At 63.7% G+C, this 17,648-nt stretch carries 15 protein-coding genes, 3 tRNA genes and 1 pseudogene; 9 read left to right on the top strand and 10 right to left on the bottom strand.

Annotated features, from left to right (window positions below):
• Positions 1 to 350: 350 nt before the first annotated feature.
• Positions 351 to 1,043: a type 1 glutamine amidotransferase domain-containing protein gene (locus Hrd1104_RS09915; RefSeq protein ID WP_154552607.1), complete on the top strand. Its 693-nt coding sequence runs from the start codon at positions 351 to 353 to the stop codon at positions 1,041 to 1,043.
• A 244-nt stretch (positions 1,044 to 1,287) separates the two neighbouring features.
• Here the strand turns inward: Hrd1104_RS09915 and Hrd1104_RS09910 are convergent, their stop codons facing one another.
• The gene (locus Hrd1104_RS09910; RefSeq protein ID WP_154552606.1) at positions 1,288 to 1,818 is read right to left on the bottom strand and encodes a 50S ribosomal protein L16; all 531 of its coding nucleotides are present in this window, start codon (positions 1,816 to 1,818) and stop codon (positions 1,288 to 1,290) included.
• A 147-nt stretch (positions 1,819 to 1,965) separates the two neighbouring features.
• Here Hrd1104_RS09910 and Hrd1104_RS09905 point away from each other — a divergent pair, with 147 nt between their 5' ends.
• The 3 genes from Hrd1104_RS09905 to serA all read left to right on the top strand — a co-directional run bounded on the left by Hrd1104_RS09905 (position 1,966) and on the right by serA (position 6,119).
• Complete coding sequence (locus tag Hrd1104_RS09905; protein ID WP_154552605.1) at positions 1,966 to 2,955, top strand: glutathione S-transferase family protein; 990 nt, start codon at positions 1,966 to 1,968, stop codon at positions 2,953 to 2,955.
• Positions 2,956 to 3,140: 185 nt separating this feature from the next.
• Positions 3,141 to 4,448, top strand: a complete 1,308-nt coding sequence (gene hcp / locus Hrd1104_RS09900) for a hydroxylamine reductase (RefSeq protein ID WP_199268317.1) — start codon at positions 3,141 to 3,143, stop codon at positions 4,446 to 4,448.
• Between the two features lie 105 nt (positions 4,449 to 4,553).
• On the top strand, positions 4,554 to 6,119 hold the full coding sequence (serA, locus tag Hrd1104_RS09895) for a phosphoglycerate dehydrogenase (protein ID WP_154552604.1): 1,566 nt from the start codon (positions 4,554 to 4,556) through the stop codon (positions 6,117 to 6,119).
• A 24-nt stretch (positions 6,120 to 6,143) separates the two neighbouring features.
• Here the strand turns inward: serA and Hrd1104_RS09890 are convergent, their stop codons facing one another.
• The gene (locus tag Hrd1104_RS09890; protein ID WP_154552603.1) at positions 6,144 to 7,412 is read right to left on the bottom strand and encodes a M48 family metallopeptidase; all 1,269 of its coding nucleotides are present in this window, start codon (positions 7,410 to 7,412) and stop codon (positions 6,144 to 6,146) included.
• A 34-nt stretch (positions 7,413 to 7,446) separates the two neighbouring features.
• On the opposite strand from Hrd1104_RS09890, the gene Hrd1104_RS09885 reads away from it, so the two are divergent.
• The 3 genes from Hrd1104_RS09885 (at position 7,447) to Hrd1104_RS09875 (ending at position 9,397) form a co-directional block, all read left to right on the top strand.
• Positions 7,447 to 8,187, top strand: a complete 741-nt coding sequence (locus tag Hrd1104_RS09885; RefSeq protein ID WP_229770454.1) for a J domain-containing protein — start codon at positions 7,447 to 7,449, stop codon at positions 8,185 to 8,187.
• 45 nt (positions 8,188 to 8,232) lie between these two features.
• Positions 8,233 to 8,925 carry a phosphoglycolate phosphatase gene (locus tag Hrd1104_RS09880; RefSeq protein ID WP_154552601.1) on the top strand — a complete coding sequence of 231 codons (693 nt, stop codon included), beginning with the start codon at positions 8,233 to 8,235 and terminating at the stop codon, positions 8,923 to 8,925.
• A 103-nt stretch (positions 8,926 to 9,028) separates the two neighbouring features.
• Positions 9,029 to 9,397 (top strand): hypothetical protein, encoded by a 369-nt coding sequence (locus Hrd1104_RS09875; RefSeq protein ID WP_154552600.1) that lies wholly within the window; start codon positions 9,029 to 9,031, stop codon positions 9,395 to 9,397.
• A 313-nt stretch (positions 9,398 to 9,710) separates the two neighbouring features.
• Here the strand turns inward: Hrd1104_RS09875 and Hrd1104_RS09870 are convergent.
• Both Hrd1104_RS09870 and Hrd1104_RS09865 read right to left on the bottom strand, forming a co-directional pair.
• A tRNA-Ile gene (locus tag Hrd1104_RS09870) sits at positions 9,711 to 9,785 on the bottom strand.
• 353 nt (positions 9,786 to 10,138) lie between these two features.
• Positions 10,139 to 10,211: transfer RNA gene (locus Hrd1104_RS09865), tRNA-Asn, on the bottom strand.
• 115 nt (positions 10,212 to 10,326) lie between these two features.
• On the opposite strand from Hrd1104_RS09865, the gene cca reads away from it, so the two are divergent.
• Positions 10,327 to 11,679: a CCA tRNA nucleotidyltransferase gene (gene cca, locus Hrd1104_RS09860; protein ID WP_154552599.1), complete on the top strand. Its 1,353-nt coding sequence runs from the start codon at positions 10,327 to 10,329 to the stop codon at positions 11,677 to 11,679.
• On the opposite strand, the gene Hrd1104_RS09855 is transcribed toward cca, so the two are convergent.
• From Hrd1104_RS09855 to Hrd1104_RS09840, 4 genes are all read right to left on the bottom strand, one after another.
• Positions 11,658 to 12,668, bottom strand: coding sequence for a histone deacetylase (locus tag Hrd1104_RS09855; protein ID WP_154552598.1), 1,011 nt, complete (start codon positions 12,666 to 12,668; stop codon positions 11,658 to 11,660). The two genes, cca and Hrd1104_RS09855, sit on opposite strands and share 22 nt — an antisense overlap.
• Positions 12,665 to 13,105 (bottom strand): histone, encoded by a 441-nt coding sequence (locus Hrd1104_RS13520; protein WP_154552597.1) that lies wholly within the window; start codon positions 13,103 to 13,105, stop codon positions 12,665 to 12,667. Before Hrd1104_RS13520 ends, Hrd1104_RS09855 begins: the two co-directional genes overlap by 4 nt.
• Positions 13,106 to 13,165: 60 nt before the next feature.
• Positions 13,166 to 14,593, bottom strand: a complete 1,428-nt coding sequence (locus Hrd1104_RS09845; RefSeq protein ID WP_154552596.1) for a single-stranded DNA binding protein — start codon at positions 14,591 to 14,593, stop codon at positions 13,166 to 13,168.
• A gap of 87 nt (positions 14,594 to 14,680) precedes the next feature.
• Positions 14,681 to 15,319 (bottom strand): hypothetical protein, encoded by a 639-nt coding sequence (locus Hrd1104_RS09840; protein ID WP_154552595.1) that lies wholly within the window; start codon positions 15,317 to 15,319, stop codon positions 14,681 to 14,683.
• Positions 15,320 to 15,435: 116 nt separating this feature from the next.
• On the opposite strand from Hrd1104_RS09840, the gene Hrd1104_RS09835 reads away from it, so the two are divergent.
• Positions 15,436 to 15,508, top strand: a tRNA-Arg gene (locus tag Hrd1104_RS09835).
• A gap of 199 nt (positions 15,509 to 15,707) precedes the next feature.
• Here Hrd1104_RS09835 and Hrd1104_RS09830 read toward each other — a convergent pair.
• The gene (locus tag Hrd1104_RS09830; RefSeq protein WP_154552594.1) at positions 15,708 to 16,259 is read right to left on the bottom strand and encodes a hypothetical protein; all 552 of its coding nucleotides are present in this window, start codon (positions 16,257 to 16,259) and stop codon (positions 15,708 to 15,710) included.
• Positions 16,256 to 17,598, bottom strand: a pseudogene (locus tag Hrd1104_RS09825) (NRAMP family divalent metal transporter). Before Hrd1104_RS09825 ends, Hrd1104_RS09830 begins: the two are co-directional and overlap by 4 nt.
• Positions 17,599 to 17,648: the final 50 nt, after the last annotated feature.

Genomic DNA, 17,648 nt, shown 5'->3' with positions numbered 1-17,648 from the left:
ACCGACCGCTGCGAAGGCGACACGGCAAGTTGTGTCTCAATCTAGCCGACGGCCGACTTGGTGTCGGACCTCGTCGACCCCACCGCGTTTTGACTGTGAGTTCGCTGGAGTACTTTCGAGGATCGGTCAATACCGGTCTCCAGACCCCGGGGCGCTGTCGCCGGGAGCGACTCGATTCCTGCGAGATGCTCGTCACCGTAGAACAGATACAAATCGCCCCCGTATCGCGGTGCCGAGTAGCAATCCAGAGCCGTCCGGAATGTCTGCTTGTTGCATCGAGCGTGTCCACACTCGCCAGCGGGTTGCCGTAGCCAATCAGTATTTCACTGTTCGTCCACTACTTCCCATCGATGCCGACTGCACTATTCATTGTCAGTGAACACGGCTATTGGGGCGAAGAATGTATCGAACCGTTGACGACTTTCGACGAAGCGGGTGTCGATATCACTGTCGCGACGCCATCTGGCGGTCCTGCCGTTTTGGACGAGCGCTCGGTCGATCCCGATGAGGTCGGCGAGGAGACGGCCCAACGCGTTCGGGAGATCCACGAGAACGACGAGCGATTGAACGATCCCGAACCGCTTGCGGCCCTCGACCCGACGTCGTTCGATGCGATCGTCTTCCCCGGTGGCCACGGCGCTGAATGGGACGTCAATCAAGACAAGCACGCACGGACAGCCCTTCGAGAGGCCGTCGAAGGCGACGATGGGAAAGCCCTCGTCGTTTGTCACACCGTCGGAATCTTGGCGTTTACGCGCGATAGCGACGGCGGGTATCTCGTCGACGGGCGCTCGGTCACTGGCTTTCCCAACGAGTGGGAAGCCGGGATCGTCGACGATCACGACCGCATGCCTGACGGCCGGAAACTACCGTACTGGGTCGAAGATGAGGTCAAAGCCGCTGGGGCCGACTGGGATGCACAACTCGATGCTGAGACTAGCGTCACCGTCGATGGCGACCTCGTGACTGCGCGTGGACCTGGTTCCTCGGCCGCAGGCGCACGGACGTTCCTCGACGAACTGGGCATTTCTTACGACGGATAACGCGGCCTCGTCGCCGCTCGTAACCTCCCAGGTGACGTTCGGCGTACTGACCACACGGGCCAGTCACCAGTCGTGACAGATCGCAACTCCTCGTGTGGCTCGTTGGCGTTTCCTCGATGTGCCTGTTCGTAGCGTTGGCGTCGTCATTCCGGTCGACGGCGAGTTGACTCTCTTCGTGCCAGTCGTGGAGGGCCAACGCTGCGAGTCACCGTGGACAGAGTGGCGACGAGAAAAGTGGGTGGCGTTAGGCGATCAGCAACTCTTCGCCACGCTCGATTTTGATCCGGCAGGGCGGTGTGATCTTGTTGTAGGCCCGACGGAAGGCTTCCTTGACGGCGTCGGCCTGATCGACGTCACAGTAGGCGGTGAACAGCCGTTCCCCCGCTTGGACGCGAGCGGCCGTGCCGACGATCTTGCCGAAGGACTGACGCATCCCGTCGGAAACACGGTCGGCACCTGCGCCGGTTGCCTGCTTGTTCTCCCGGATGACCTGGTGGGGGAACTTCCGGAGGACCATCTTGTAGTTGCCCTCGCCCAGTTCCTTGATCAGGTGGCGGTTGGCCGACAGCCGCGAGGCCTCCATCGAGCCGTGGCGAAGCTGGACAGTCTCCTCGACGACCAGCGAGATCTGGACGGGATAGTCTTCAGGGTCGGTGTCAGCGTCGCCCATCTTGTGCTGTGCGATCTTCGAACCGGGGATACCGGTGATGTATTCGCGCCGGGTGTAGGACGGCTTGTCGATGTCCCGGTACATCGAGGCTGGTTTTTCCGACATGGGTTTCTCTTGGCGAATCAGAGGGAAAGGCGTCAAATAAGGGCTTCGAAGCCAGTTTCACCGGGCAGATCTCACGCCAGTGCAACTGGTGGTAACACTCACGTCACTCTGAGGTTTATGCGTCGCGGTCGCCAAGTAAGCGGTACAATGAACATGCTCGTCGATGGTGAGTGGCGTACCGACGCCTACCAGACGACCAACGAAGATGGTGCTTTCGAGCGCCAGACGACTGCTTTCCGCGATCGCATCGAGGACGATCCCGACGCGCGATTTCAGCCCGAGGCCGGCCGGTATCACCTCTACGTCTGCCGGGCCTGTCCGTGGGCACACCGGACGCTGCTCACGCGGACGCTGAGGGGACTCGAAGACGCGATCACGGTCGATTACGTCGATCCTTACCGCGGCGACGACGGTTGGCAGTTCACCCCCGAGAAAGACGGCTGTACACCCGACACGATCAACGGAAGCGACTACCTTCGAGAGATCTACGTGGCGGCCGATCCCGACATGACTGGCCGCGTAACCGTGCCGGTCCTCTGGGACAAACAGGAAGACACGATCGTCAACAACGAGTCCGCCGAGATCATGCGGATGCTCGATACGGAATTCGACGATGTGGCCGACAACGACGTCGATCTCTATCCCGAGGGCTATCGCGAGGAGATCGACCGGCTCATCGAGGACATCTACGAACCGATCAACAACGGTGTCTACAAGGCTGGCTTCGCCGATTCCCAGGATGCCTACGACGAAGCACTCGAGGAGTTGTTCGATGCCCTCGATCACTGGGATTCGGTGCTCGCCGACCAGCGCTATCTCGCGGGTGATCGTCTGACTGAGGCCGACATCGCGATGTTCACTACCCTCGTCCGATTCGATGCGGTCTATCACACCCACTTCATGTGCAACCACAAGCTGATTCGGGAGTACGACCACCTTTGGCCGTATCTGCGTGACGTGTATCAAACGGGAGACGTCGCCAAGACGGTCGACCTGGCTCATATCAAAGAACACTACTACACGACCCATCCCGACGTGAGTCCCAAGCGCATCGTCCCGACGGGACCGGATCTGGACTTCGAGGCCTCCCACGATCGCGATGACCTGCCGGGCGGGCCGCCCGCCGATCTCGCCTGACTTCCGGGAACAACATCATTTTACATAATCGTTCACTGTTCTGTACGTTCTGGCCGCTACTGTACGCGAAATTCGACGTTCGCAAACACCGTATAAACAACCTGGACGAACGTGTTCGCTCCCGTTCCCAGAAGACGGGGAGTTGGTAGACGAGGTATATGGGTGGCGTCCGGACAGTGACGTGTATGATGGACTGCCTGCAGTGTGAGCAAACGCTCGACGGTGGCTGTACCGTCCAGGGCGTCTGTGGCAAGGACCCGAACCTCGACAGTTTACAGGAGACGATGATCCTCGGCGCGAAAGGCGTCTCGGCGTACGCCCATCATGCCCGCGAGATGGGATACGTCGATGAGGGTGTCGATGCGACCGTCCACGAGACGCTGTTTCACACGCTGACGAACGTCAACTTCGACATGGACGAGACGGTCGGCCAGGCCCTGGACCTGGGCTCGGCCGCCATCGACGCCATGGAACTGCTCGATCAGGCTCACGTCGACACGCTGGGCAAACCCGAACCCGCCGAAGTCCCGGAGAATCAGGTCGATGGGAAGTCGATCGTCGTTACCGGCCACGATCTGTACGCCCTGAAGGAACTGCTCGAACAGACCGAAGGCGAGGGGATCAACGTCTATACCCACTCGGAGATGCTGCCCGCCCACGGCTACCCCGAACTCGCCAAATACGACCACCTGAAGGGTAACGTCGGCGAAGCGTGGTTCGACCAGCGGGATCTGTTCCGTGAGTTCCCCGGCGCGATCGTCGGGACGTCGAACTGCTTGATGCCGCCGGTCGATGATTACGTCGATCGGTTCTACACGACGACCGTCGCCGGCCTTGAAGGGGCGACCCATATCGAGGACGGTGACTTTGCGCCCGTCATCGAACAGGCCAAGGAACTGCCCGAACCCGCCGACGACGAGTGGAACAGTGACGAAACCCTCTCGACGGGCTTCTACCACGAGACGGTCCTCGACCTGGCACCCCAGATCGTCGAAGCCGTCGAGGAGGGCAAGCTCCGGCACTTCTTCGTCATCGCGGGCTGTGACGCCCCGACCGACGGTCGTGCCTACTACCGCGAACTCGCCAAGAACGTCCCTGACGATTGTGTCGTCCTGACGACCGGCTGTGGCAAGTTCCGCTTCAACGACCTCGAATACGGCACCGTTCCCGGGACGGACATCCCCCGCTTCATCGACCTGGGGCAGTGTAACAACTCCATCTCGACGGTCAAGATCGCCCAGGCACTGGCCGAAGCCTTCGACTGTGGCGTCAACGACCTGCCCGTGAGCATCGTCCTCTCGTGGTTCGAACAGAAAGCCGTCGCCGTCCTGCTGGGCCTGTTCGACCTCGGGATCCAGGACGTCCGCATCGGTCCGACGATCCCCGAGTGGCTCACCGACGACGTGGTTGAGCTCCTCAACGACGAGTTCGGGCTCCAGGCCATCGGCGATCCCGAAGAGGATCTCGCCGAGATGCTTGGCGAACCGGTCTGAGGCTCCGAATTTCCGTTCGGCGACCCCTCGTTTTCTCGGCGGCGGTGACTCGCGCGTCGCGACGAACTCTAAAAGGTTAATGTGGTGGGGAAATTCCCTCCAGGCATGAAGGTACTGGTCACGGACCCGATCGACGACGCTGGTCTGGCGCGCCTCCGGAGTGCCGGCCTGGACATCGTCGAGGACGTCGACATCGATACCGACGGCGTTCTCGAGATCGTCGAGGATATCGACGCAATGCTCATCCGCGGGACGGAGATTACCCGTGAGGTTTTCGAGAACGCACCAAATCTCAAGGTCGTCTCGCGGGCGGGGATCGGGGTGGACAACATCGATATCCCGGCAGCGACCGACCACGGCGTCATCGTGGCCAACGCACCCCGCGGAAACGTCTATGCCGCGGCCGAGCACACGATCGGCCTGGCCTTTAACGCCGCAAAGCGCATCCCGCAGGGCCACATGCAGGTCGGCGATGGCGGTTGGGATGGGGCGTCTTTCGAGGGGCTGGAACTGGGCGGGATGACCGCCGGGATCGTCGGCCTGGGTCGCCTTGGCCAGGAAGTCGCCTGGCGCTTTGACAATCTCGGGATGGATCTGCTCGCCTACGATCCGTACCTGGGAGAGGCTCGCGCTCGCCAGATGGGCATCGAACTCCTCGACCTCGATGAACTGCTCGAACGCGTCGATCTCCTCTCGGTCCAGGCTCGCCTGACCGACGAGACGCGGGACCTGATCGGTCCCGAGCAGATCGATCGTTTCGGCGGCGATCTCGTCGTGTTGAGCTCCCGTGGTGGTATCATCGACGAGCAAGCGCTTGCCGATGCCGTCGAGAGCGGCGACATCGAGGCTGCCGGCGTGGATGTCTTCTCGACGGAACCACCGGCCGAGGACAATCCGCTGCTCGCGGTCGACGACGTTGTCGTCACACCCCACCTCGGTGCCAAGACCTACAACGCGCAGGTCAACGTCGCTGTTACCGCCGCAAACAGTATCATCTCCGGGCTCGAGGGTGACGAAGTCCAGAACGCGCTCAATATCCCCTCGACGGACGCGAGTTCCGATCCCGAGACGCGAGCGTACGTCGACGTCGCCGAGACGGCCAGTAAACTCGCCTTGCGACTGTTCGACGGTCGCGTCCAGTCCATCGAAATCGAGTACGCCGGCGAGTTGGCCAACGAGGAAGTCGACCTGCTCACCGCAGCCGTGTTCAACCCCTTCGGCTGGCAGGACGTCGTCGTCGACGCCCCGACCCGGATCGCCGAACAGCGCGGGATCCAGGTCGTCGAGAGCCGCCGCCGCGAGACCGAAGACTACCAGAATCTGGTGTCGATCACCGTCTCCGACGACGAGCACGAACTGACCGTCAGCGGAACCCTCTTTGGCGACAACGAACCCCGGATCGTCGAGATCGATGGGTTCCGCGTCGATGCGACCCCACACGGCACGATGCTCATTTCGTACAACAACGACGAACCGGGCGTTATCGGCTCGCTCGGATCGATCCTCGGTGAGTACGACATCAACATCGCCGGGATGGCAAACGCTCGTGAGGCCATCGAGGGCGAAGCCATGTCCGTGTACAACCTCGACACGCCTGTCAGCGACGAGGTTGTCGATGCCATGGAGGCCGACGATCGAGTCACGGACGTCGAAGTCGTCGAACTGAGTTAGCCCACCCGTCTTGGGGGCACAGACTTACACTTGTGCTGTCTGTTCGCTTTTGCCCGCTGTTTCCCGAATGTGTTTGATCCGGTCCGGGATCGGCGGGTGATCGTAGTGGAAGGTTGCATACAGCGGATGGGGAAACGGGTTCGAGAGGTTCTCGCCGGTCAGATCACAGAGTGCCTCGACCATGGCGTCGGCCTCGATGACCTCGACAGCGAAGGCGTCGGCCTCTCGCTCGTGGGCCAGCGATAGTCGGTTCGAAAGCGGCGCGGACAGTCGTGCGACTGGTTCGAGCAACAGTGCAGCCACCCCGAGGCCGGCGTAGATCGGCTCCCCCGCGATGCCGAACATGTCGTACAGCCAGGTGGCCTCGACCAGCAGGGCGGCACCGAACAGCAACACGCCGATCTGGACGGTCCCGGCGGCCAACTGTTTCCAGACGTGACCACGCTTGTAGTGTGCCAGTTCGTGAGCCAGGACAGCCTGCAGTGACGGCACCGAGAGCTGCTCGATGAGCGTGTCGAACAGGACTACGCGCTTGGTGGCCCCGAACCCGGTGAAGTACGCGTTGGAGTGACTCGACCGGCGGCTGGCGTCCATCTCGTACAGTTGCGAGCAAGTGAAGCCGGCTCGATCAAAGACGTCACTCACGGCGTCTGCGAGGTCACCGCCCTCGATCGGCTCGAAGTCGTTGAACAGCGGCGCGATCACACGCGGATACAGCACCTGCATCACCAGCGCGAACGCGACGAACAGTAGCCACGCGGCCACCCACCACAGGCCCCCAATCGCGTCGATCGCCGCGAACAGTGCTGCTGCGAGTACCCCGCCGAGAGCGACCAGCACGACCAGCGAGACCGCGAGATCACGGAGCCAGAGCGTGAGCGTCTGCTGGTTGAAGCCGAACTGCGATTCGACGACGAAGGTATCGACGACATCGAACGGGAGCGCGATCGTCTGGAGGGCGATAGCGGCCCCGAGGACGAACACAGCCCCGCGGACGACGAGAGGCCACCCAGTCGCCTCCAGAGCCGCGACGGCGTCGGCGTACACTCCCGAATACAGCACCAGCAAGACGACGAACAGCGTCACCCACGTCTGGAGTTGTCCCAGTGCCGTCCCGAGTCGGTTGTAATCCAGCAGTTCCCGTGGCTCCTCGACGCCGAGTCGGTCCCGCAACCACTCACGTTCCTCGCTGACGGTCCGCTCGGCGTGTCGCAGGTTCAGCGCGGCGAGTGCGGTGAAAAACGCCTCGGTCCCCACTAACAGGGCGACGAAGACGAGCTGAGAGACGAGCATAGCCGCCGGTTGGGCACGGGGGATAAAAAGGGCCGTGCAGCCAGACTCGGCGCCACCGGGCGAGCCAATCCGCACGGAAGACGAGCGCGGCATCGCCCGGTGGACATCCGATCTCCCCGGGGGGCCGCTTGCACTGAGTGGCGGGACCGCCGGGGGCGAGAGGCTTACGGAACTGCCACCACAAGTGAGCGACGTGCACCGATCGCGGCTGCTCGTGGGCCTCGCCGCTGCGTTCGCACTCATGACAGCAGCCTTGGCCGCAGCTGGCATCCTGTACAACCTCGCGATCCTCGGGCCGGCGGCGCTGTTCGGGACCGTGACGTACATTCTCTGGGCACACGGCACGGGGCGACTCGCGGCCCGCATCTATCGCCGCGTCGAAGGCCGCGCCGCGACCAACGGCGGGCGCGCCGGATCCCAGGACCCGGGCCGCCAGGCCGGGGATCGTTCGGGTGGCCGCGCTCGGGCGAGTGCTGAGCGCCGACATCGACGGGCAGCCAACGGCGGTGGCCCCCGGACCACTGGCCGGCGTCACCGGGCGGCGAGTGGCGACGCCAGTCACTCCCAGAGAACGCCCGGTACAGCGCCAGGGGCCGGTCCGTCGATGGCCCCCAGCGACGCCCGTGACGTCTTGAACGTCGATCCGGACGCCGATCAGGCGACGATCCGAGCGGCCTACCGTGAACGCGTCAAGGCGGTCCACCCGGATGCTCCTGATGGCGACACCGATCAGTTCAAGCGCGTCCAAGAGGCCTACGAGACGCTCACAGCGTGACGGCGAAACGCAACCGGCATGCCGGCCGCCCGCGTTCGTAGACGTATGTCCGCCGCCTCGGTGCCGCTGGTGACAGACATCGACGGAACGCTGACCAACGACGAGATGATCCTCGATCCCCGCGTCGGGACGGCACTGCGGGCCTGGAACGGGCCGGTCGTCCTCGCCACGGGGAAAGTCCTCCCCTTTCCGATTGCGCTCTGTAACTACATGGGGTTGCAACGCAACGTTATCGCCGAGAACGGCGGCCTCTCGTTCGTCGACGGGGCCGATACAGTCCGTATCCACGGCGATCGCGAGGCCGCCCAGGCGGTCGCCGACGCCTACGTCGAAGCCGGCTACGATCTCGGCTGGGGGCCAGCCGATCTGGTCAACCGCTGGCGGGAGACGGAGATCGCTCTAGCCCACGATATCGCGGTCGAACCGCTGGAATCGATCGCCGCCGAGCACGGTCTGGAAGTCGTCGATACCCAGTACGCCTACCACGTCAAATCGCCGAACATGAGCAAGGGCGATGCACTCGAATCGGTCGCGCCGGCCCTCGGCTACGACACCGACGATTTCGTTGCCATCGGTGACTCCCAAAACGACGTCTCGACGTTCGAGCGAGCGGGGACCGCAATCGCCGTCGCGAACGCCGACGAGGCGGCGATCGACGCCGCCGATCATGTCACTAGCGCGGCCTTCGCCGATGGCTTTCTCGATGCGCTCGATCGTGTCGACGCCGGCGAGTGGTAGTTGCCCTCTGGACCGGTTCGTCGATCAGCGTCGGGAGTTTGAGCAGCGACGTATCGAACGTGCTTCGTGAGGGTATTATACAATCACCGGTGTATCCCGAGGTATGGAGCGATACGATACGAAACTCGACGACGGGACACTGTACGTCCAGTGGGACGATGGCTGGCTCGAACTCGGGTCGATGGCGACGATCCGTGACCTACTCGGCGGGGACACCTACGAGATCGAGTACGACGACGACCAGTCGAAAGTCCCGTGGCTCGAGAACGAACTGGAAGACAACACGCTCACGTTCGACGTGACGGAGGCCATCACAGACATGGATTTCAACGGCGACTTCGTCAGTGAACTGGCCGAGGTCTCCATCGACGACACTGGCCGGGCCGGCCATCCTCAACGAACGGCGGCCTTCGCCGAGAAGATGCGCGAAATCTGGGACGCACAGGGTCAGACTGCCGACAACGACGACTGACGCGACTCCCTCGACGGATCGAGTACCCGTCGGCCAACCGCCAACGTACCCGTCTCGTCGCCGCTTCGAACCACGAGGGCGTGTCTTGATCTCCGTGGCCGGTGGCGGTCACCGAGAGAACGCCTTGCCAGCACGAACGGGTACGCACACCCCCTCGTTTCGGGTCTCAACGTCGCACAACCGCGAGAGGGCTGTCCAGCAGTTGGACGAGATCTCACAATCACGTTTCCGAAAAATCTATACTACGCGATTTCGGGGTCGTGAGGCAGCAACTAGCCGTATTAGAAAAAATCCAAAACGGTCAGTTACTGGATGGGCCCGCTCGGATTTGAACCAAGGACGAAGCGGTTATGAGCCGCTCTCTCTAACCAGACTGAGATACGGGCCCTCACACGGCCATATCCGGTCGGTCACTAAAATTGTACCGTCTTCGTCAAGAGGGAGACTGTCGCTCTTCACAAGTTGCCGCTGGCAGAACCACGCCGCCGTCAGAGCAAACTCTGGCCTGCCGTGACTTTCACCCCAACTCACGGCCGCCGCTAGGACTCGAACCGACCCAAGACGGTCCTGCTCACTCACTATGTTCGTTTTGCGGGCTGGGACTGCCGGGCTCGAGTCCTGACGGAATTTCGTCGACACTGCTCACGGACGACTCGCTATCGCTCGCAGTTTCACCGCTCGCATCGAGGGCTCACTTCGTTCGCCCTCGCTACGCTCGTCGTCATGTTCGCAGTAGAACGACGCCGCCGCCAGGACTCGAACCTGGGACAACCACGTTAACAGCGTGGTGCTCTACCATCTGAGCTACGGCGGCAGGCATCCCGAGGTAATCGGAGTTATTTGATAGGGCTTTCGTTTCGAGTCCGCTGCCGGCCGGCGGTCGCGGGCGCACCGTTACGCTTTCCCGTCACTGCCGAATCTTCCCAGTCATGAGCGACGAGGTCACGGCTCTGCTCGATACCGTCCGCGAACGCGTCGACCCCGACGCCGAGGAGCGCCGAAAACTCCGAGACGTCACCGAGACGGTTATCGAGCGAGCCGAGCGTGCCATAGAGAGCCACGACCTCGCGGCGGACGTGATGCTCGTCGGCTCGACCGCCCGGGACACTTGGATCGCCGGCGATCGTGATATCGACGTTTTCGTCCGGTTTCCGCCCGAAACTGATCGGGGGCGACTCGAGACACGTGGCCTCGAAATCGGCCACGACGTCTTGCCGGACGGCCACGAGGAATACGCTGAACACCCATACGTCGTCGGCGAGATCGACGGCTACGACGTGGATCTGGTCCCTTGTTACGACGTTGAGGATGCGACCGCCATCCAGTCCGCTGTCGATCGAACGCCGTTCCACACGCAGTATCTCCACGCTCGACTCACTGACGAGCTCGCGGCCGACGTCCGGCTCTGTAAGGCCTTTCTCAAAGGTATCGGCGTCTACGGGAGCGACTTGCGGACGCGGGGCTTTTCGGGCTATCTGACCGAATTACTGGTGGTCGAACACGGTGGCTTCCGGCCACTCGTCGAAGCTGCGGCCGACTGGCAGCCACCCGTTCGCTTCGATCCGGCGGCCCACGGACAGGCGACGTTCGACGATTCCCTCGTCGTGATCGATCCCACCGATCCCGAGCGCAACGTCGGGGCTGCACTCGCCAAAGCCAACGTCGCAACCTTCCAGCATTACGCCCGTCAACTACTGGCCGACCCCCGTGAGTCACTCTTCGAGCCGGCCGATCCCGACCCGATCTCGCCCGACGACGTGCGTGCGTTCTTCGAGCGGCGTGGGACGACTCCTCTCGCCGTGACGCTGCCGACGCCTGATCTCGTCGAGGACGATCTCTACCCACAACTCGAAAAGTCCCTCGAAGGTATCGTCGGGCTGCTCGATCGCCGGGGATTCGACGTGCTTCGTGCCGATGGGTTTGCCGGCGACCGGGTTGTCCTGCTGGCCGAACTTGCGGTCGCCGAGCGACCTGCCGTCGAACGCCACGTCGGGCCACCCGTGCACGTTCGCGACCACGCCGAAGGCTTCTACGAGTCGTATCAAGATACTGATGCGTATGGCCCCTTTGTCGAGGGCGATCGGTACGTCGTCGAACGGGAACGGGACTACCGCTGTGCCGACGCGTTGGTCCGGAGTGACGAACTCTTTCAGGTCGCACTCGGCACGGCGATCGAAGACGCGCTCGAAGACGGCTACGAGGTCCTCGTTGGCTCGGCGGCCGCCGATCTCGCGACCGATTTCGGCACGGAATTGGCCGCTTACTGCGCGCCAAAGCCCTGATAAATCAGTGCGTCTCGAACGTTACGGCCGTCTTCGCCGGGATCTCCCTCGACTGGTTCGGGATCCTTGCCACTGAGTACGTCTTGGACTTCCCGCACTCCCGCAGAGAGGGTCTCTAATCCGTACCCTCCTTCCAGTACGAACGCCAGCGGTGCGTCGATACGGTCGGCCAGGGTCGCCAACCGCTCGGTGAGCATTCCGTACCCACCCGTGGAGACGAGCATCCGCGAGATCGGATCCTGTTCGTGGGCGTCGAACCCGGCACTCACCAGCAGAAGGTCCGGATCGAACGCCTCGAACTCCGGTTCGACGATGACGTCGAACACCGAGCGATAGTCGGCGTCACCGCATCCGGGCGGGAACGGGACGTTCAGTGTCGTCCCCTCTCCCGGCCCCTCGCCAGTCTCGCTGATGTCGCCAGTCCCGGGATAGAGTCCTTCTTCGTGGATTGACGCGTAGTAGACGTCACCGCGGTCATAGAAGATGTCCTGCGTCCCGTTCCCGTGGTGGACGTCCCAGTCTAAGATCGCCACGCGATCGACGTCCCGTTCGGTCAGTGCCCGCTCGGCGGCGACGGCGACGTTGTTGACGAAACAAAAGCCCATGGCGTCGTCGCCGACGGCGTGGTGGCCAGGTGGCCGGCCGAGCGCGAACGGCGTCTGGGCACCGTTCGCACCGTCGAGTGCGGCTTCGGCCGCCCAGGCGGCCAGGCCGGCACTCGCCATCGCCGCGTCCCAGGTTGCCTCGACAGCGACCGTATCGGCGTCCCAGTTACCGCCGCCGTTGGCGCAGAACTGCCGGACTGACTCGACATACGCCTCGTCGTGGACGTCACGCACTTCCGCCTCGCTCGCGGCCTCGGCCGCGACGTAGGTGACGTCTTCACTGTCTTCGAGCGTCTGCCTGATGGCCCGCAACCGGTCCGGACTCTCCGGATGGCGGCTGCCGGTGTCGTGTTCGAGGCAGATCTCGCGGTACCCGAATTTCATTCAACGTATTGCTGGAGTTGAAAGTAGACTTCGACGTCCGCTGCCTTAATCGTTCGGCGTCCCGCGTGTTCGGCCAGCGACGCCGCGGCGGCAGCGATGTCGTCGCCTTCCTCTTCCAGAATCGATGCCAATGCGATCCTGGCGTCCATCGCGACCCGGTACCGGTCGTCGATATCGAGACGAGCAATCCGATCGACGGGTGCGATCGGCACTTCGAGCGCGTCTTTTTCGGGGACGGTTTCGACGCCGAAATCAGCTGCCATCAGCGTCTTTCGCCCATCGTTGTCGGCCTGTGCAGCGGCGTCGACGGCCAACTCCGCCCCGCGGGATTGGATCCGGCGAGTGAGTTCCTCGGTCGCCTCGGCGCTCACCCGCAATCCACCGGCGTTGCGCCGGATGATCGAATCGACGGGGGCGAACGGTAGCTCGACGCTCATACGCCACACGGGGGCGGTTTGGGTCTTAAGGGTTTCCACCCGGCGGCGATCACTTTGTTCTCAGAACAGTTCTTCGACGTCGATGCGTCCCTCGTGGCGCTGTCCTCGCACCGTCACTTCCTCCCCGAGACGCACTGACTCACCGGTTTCGACACTGACCGTCTCCTCACCGTCGTCGATGATGACGGGATCACCGGTCTGGACGACGGTGCCGGTAAACTCGACCGTTTCGCCGTCGCGCTGCTCGCCGCTCTCGTCGACGCTCGATCCATTCTCGTCGTTCGTGCCTTCGTCGGCAAACTCGGAGAGGCCGGTGTGGCCTTCCTCGCCCCCGGCGTCGCTTTCTCCCTGGTCGGCGGAGGGTGCCATCGAGGCCCCGTCTTCGAGCACGACGACCGTCGATTGCCACCCGGCCGAAGCCTCCAGATCGTCTTGGTAGCCGTCCTGGATCTCGACGTCGGCACAGACGACTTCCTCGCCCGGCGCGAGGTCACGGTCGGCCTTCTCGCCCCAGAGCGCGACCCGGATGTCACCGCTGTCGTCCTGGATGCGGATGTTCTTGACCTGTCCCTCCGAGCCGTCGTCTCGATCGAACGTCCGCGTGGGATCGGTCGAGCGAACCACGCCACCGATGTCGACGGTTTCGTCTCTCTGGACGTCGTCGATAGGTGTCGTTTCCGGGGCGTATTCGACGTCGGCGTCTGCGATGGTCTCTATGGCCCCCTCTTCGCCGAGGTGGACTTCGAGGTCGCCGTCGCGCTCGCGGACGTACCCGTCGACGACTTCGACGGCCTCGCCCGACTCGACTGCCGTGGCGCGGTCGGCCTGTTCGTCCCACAGCGTCACGCGGACGCGACCTGTCTCGTCGCCGATCGCGACGTTGGCGACCTGCCCCTCCGAGCCGTCGTCCCGTTCGAAGGTCCGGATGGGCTCGGTATCGAGTACGACACCCCGAACGGTGACGCTCGATTGACCCAGCGACAGCGCGTCGATCGTTTCGCCGCCGCCTGGCTCGACGTCGATCGTCACCGCTTCGTCCGGTTCGGCCTTGTCCACGCTGACCTCCAGTCCGTTGTAGCCGTCCTGGGGGCGGCCCTGGATCCGGAGGACGTCACCGACTTCGAGTGCCCCGTCGTCGATGGCTGTCGCCTCTTGGTCCCAGAAGGCCAGCCGGACTGTGCCCGTCTCGTCGGCGGCCTCGACGTTGATGACGCGGCCGTCTTCGGTGTCTTCCCCGTCCCGTTCGAAGGTCCGCAACTCGCCGATCGAGAGGGCTTTGGCGACGAACTGCACTTCCTCCATGCCGGCCTCGATATCTGAGACGGTTTCGACCTCGTTTTCGGTGAGCTCGTGGGCGATGAGCATCGCCGCTGTCTCCTCGTCTGCCAGGCCCCCCATCTGTTCGACTTTCTCCTCGACTGCTTCGCGGAACTCCGCTTCGCAAATATCGGCGTCAAGATCCGCGTATACGTCCTCGATCGCGCCCATCTGTCTACCGATGGGCACGGTAGCGTTCCGTTTAAGCGTTGTCGTCGGCTTTGGGGTCGCTGCTTGCGTGCGATTCTCGCCCTCTCTTCAGCTGTCGTCTGGGCCGGCGCTGACGGACCCGTGGGCCGCACTCGCGATGCCCTGGCCGTCGTGACTGACCGAGGCGTTTTCGGGCAACTCCTCCTCGAAGGTCAGTCGCGCCTCGTAGGTGATGTCGGCGATACACTGGGCACTCACCTCACAGTCCTCGCGCTCGACAGATTCGATGGCGATCGAGACCGAGCGTTCCCCACTGTCGTACGCGATGTCGGTGAGTTGGGCTCGCTCACAGAGATCGCTGCCGCTGATGATCCCCTGCACGATGACTTCACTGGCGTCCGTGTCGAATTCGATATCGGTCTCGTCGGCTCCTTGCCCACACTCCGGCGGGCCGGACGAAAACTCGAAGGCAACGCCGTCAATCCGTCCGCCGCTGGCCCACCCGACGCTACTGGAACTGTCACCTTCGGTCGTTGTCGAATCCCCGGTCTGGCCCCCGTCCTCGGTCGGTTCCGTCCTGTCACGCTCTGTCGGCGTGGCGTCGTCGGTCGGCGTCGCGGAATCGCTCGGCTCGTCGGTGTCGTTTTCGCTTGGCTGGTCTGTTTCAGCGCCACTGTCCATACAGCCAGCCGTGAGCCCGATCGCGCTGACGATGCCTGCTGTCTTGAGGAATCGGCGTCGTTCCATATCCGATAGGTTGGGAGGGGTGAAAATGGGCCTTCCGTAGGTTCAAACGAGCCTTTGTCCCGTCGCCCTCGCTGAACCGTAACCCCTTTATCCGGGAGCGCGAAATGGTGAGTTGAGTCCGGATAGGGTAGTGGACTATCCTCTTGGCTTGCGGAGCCAGGGACCGGAGTTCAAATCTCCGTCCGGACGTTCACTTCGTTCGCAGTTTTCTGCTCGCTACGTTCACGTCCGGGCGTGCCCCACCCTCACCGCTCATGGCTTTGCCGTTGTCTCGCGGCCCCGCTGTTCGACTGTCTGTGGAACTTCGTTCCACGCTCTTGGCCGTTTCCGAGGCGCTCCCGCCGGCCGCGTCTCCCAGTACTGACGCGTTCGACAACCCGGAGACTGCTCATTCGAGATTGATCGTCCGATCGACGCGCTCCCGAAGCGTCCCCACAACGTCGCGTTCTCGCCGTGAAACCGGATTTTCGGCCCCGAGTTCGTCGCTCTCGAAGGCGTTGAGGACGGCACACTCCGCGTCGGCCAGGTGATCGACGAGCAGGCTAACGTTCCCGTGGTCGGCCTGGAACGGGATCGTCGCGTCGTTGACGAACACGGCCGTCGGTTTCGGCGCTGCTTCCAGCACTGTCCGGGCGTGTTCGGCGTTTTCACGGGCCAACGCGAGCGCTTCGTCGTCGCTCGTGGCGTCGGCCCGTGGCGCGTGTGCGTCCAGGACGCCGTGCCAGACGTCGTCTGGGACAGACGTGAACCGATCCAGGCGACCGCCCAGCAACTCCCCGTCGCGTTCGACTTCCGGTGCGAACTCCAGGACGACGACGCCGTCGGTCCCGTGTCGGTCCAGCCACGCCTCGAAGGCCCGTGCAGTGGTCCGGGTCTTGCCGACCTGTGAGGGACCGGCCAGCAACGTCGTCCCGCTGAGTGGGACCGGCGAGTCCGTCATGCCGGCTCAGAGTCGATCCGGGCACTCGGTCGATCGTGGATGTACTTGCCAACCAGCGCGACAGTCGCGATGCCCAGTATCCCTCCGAACGTCAGCACGGCCCCGGAAAGCGGATCGATGCCGGCGTTCACTTGCTCGCGGACGAAGTTCGCCGCCAGCCCACTAGAGACCACCAGCAACGCGAGGCCCCCGAGGTTCGAAAGCGTGGAGTTGGCCTCCGGAACAGCCCCCGAGTTCAGCAGATAGAGGACGACGGCAATAGCGAAGGGGGTCCCGACGGTGCCAAGCGCCAGCACGAGGACGAGTTGGCCCAGTACCTCGCCGCCGATGAACGCGCCGGGGGCCGACAGCAAGGCGAAGCCAGCCAGCAGCGCCCGGTAGCGACTGTCCGCGACGGTCGTGCCCCATCCCAGTTTGTCCGCGAGGAGGAACGGTGGGACGATCGTGTTGCCGCCCAGCGTCGAGATGGCCGCGCCACCGAGTCCCAGCAAGAACAGCCACTCGGCGCTGGTCCCGACCAGCGGGCCGAGGGCCTCGGCCGCGCCGACCGTCGTGAGATTGGGGTCGCTCAGGACGCTTGCAGTCACGAGGAAGATCGCCACGCTGTAGGCGCCAAAGGCGACCAGCATCGACGCGCCGACGTCGACGGTCGCCAGGCCGTACTCGTCTATCGTCCACTCCCGCGCTCGCATCGTATAGGAGTGCATCGTGATCAGGGTGATGTGGACGGCCCCCCGAGGATGCCCGCTGCGACGACTGCGCCCCCGCCGGGGATCGACGGGACGAGGCCACCCGCTGCCGCGCCGGGGTCGATCGGGACGACGAACAGCGACGCGACGAACGCGATCACGACCGCCGTGACCAGCAGCTTCGCGACGAGTTCGACGAACCGATAGCCGCGCCCGGCCAGCCCGGCCGCCAGCACGAGCGCCCAGACGACGCCCCACAGGCCCGCGTCGAAACCGGTGATCGACGCCGAGACCGTCGCCGCGGTGTTCATGATCACCAACTGGGCGACCCCGGCCGCGATCACGGCGTCGGCGACGAGGACCCAGGCCCACCACTCGCCTACGTGATCCTCGACGACGGCGACGATCCCACGCTCGGTCAACAGTCCCAGTCGCATCGCGAGATACTGCGCCATCGCGCCGGCAAACGCCGACAGGACGACGACCCAAAGCAGTGCGTAATCGAACTGTGCGCCCGCCGTGACCAGACTCGCCATGGTGGCCGGGCCGGCGGCGATCGCCCCTGCGACCCACGACGGCCCCATCTTCCCGAGATATTCACCGATAGCACCCTCCCGCACGGCTGTGACAGCAGTCGTCGGCCGATTCATGTATCGGTGATACCACTCGATAATAAAAACCGTGCCGACTCCGGACGCGT

Source organism: Halorhabdus sp. CBA1104 (genome assembly GCF_009690625.1).
Lineage (GTDB): Archaea > Halobacteriota > Halobacteria > Halobacteriales > Haloarculaceae > Halorhabdus.
This window is presented reverse-complemented; position numbering and strand designations above follow the sequence as displayed.

Coding starts and splice junctions, on each gene's coding strand:
- Hrd1104_RS09915 (WP_154552607.1), top strand. CDS start 351: ATGCCGACTGCACTATTCATTGTCAGTGAACACGGCTATTGGGGCGAA.
- Hrd1104_RS09910 (WP_154552606.1), bottom strand. CDS start 1,818: ATGTCGGAAAAACCAGCCTCGATGTACCGGGACATCGACAAGCCGTCC.
- Hrd1104_RS09905 (WP_154552605.1), top strand. CDS start 1,966: ATGAACATGCTCGTCGATGGTGAGTGGCGTACCGACGCCTACCAGACG.
- hcp (WP_199268317.1), top strand. CDS start 3,141: ATGATGGACTGCCTGCAGTGTGAGCAAACGCTCGACGGTGGCTGTACC.
- serA (WP_154552604.1), top strand. CDS start 4,554: ATGAAGGTACTGGTCACGGACCCGATCGACGACGCTGGTCTGGCGCGC.
- Hrd1104_RS09890 (WP_154552603.1), bottom strand. CDS start 7,412: ATGCTCGTCTCTCAGCTCGTCTTCGTCGCCCTGTTAGTGGGGACCGAG.
- Hrd1104_RS09880 (WP_154552601.1), top strand. CDS start 8,233: ATGTCCGCCGCCTCGGTGCCGCTGGTGACAGACATCGACGGAACGCTG.
- Hrd1104_RS09875 (WP_154552600.1), top strand. CDS start 9,029: ATGGAGCGATACGATACGAAACTCGACGACGGGACACTGTACGTCCAG.
- cca (WP_154552599.1), top strand. CDS start 10,327: ATGAGCGACGAGGTCACGGCTCTGCTCGATACCGTCCGCGAACGCGTC.
- Hrd1104_RS09855 (WP_154552598.1), bottom strand. CDS start 12,668: ATGAAATTCGGGTACCGCGAGATCTGCCTCGAACACGACACCGGCAGC.
- Hrd1104_RS13520 (WP_154552597.1), bottom strand. CDS start 13,105: ATGAGCGTCGAGCTACCGTTCGCCCCCGTCGATTCGATCATCCGGCGC.
- Hrd1104_RS09845 (WP_154552596.1), bottom strand. CDS start 14,593: ATGGGCGCGATCGAGGACGTATACGCGGATCTTGACGCCGATATTTGC.
- Hrd1104_RS09840 (WP_154552595.1), bottom strand. CDS start 15,319: ATGGAACGACGCCGATTCCTCAAGACAGCAGGCATCGTCAGCGCGATC.
- Hrd1104_RS09830 (WP_154552594.1), bottom strand. CDS start 16,259: ATGACGGACTCGCCGGTCCCACTCAGCGGGACGACGTTGCTGGCCGGT.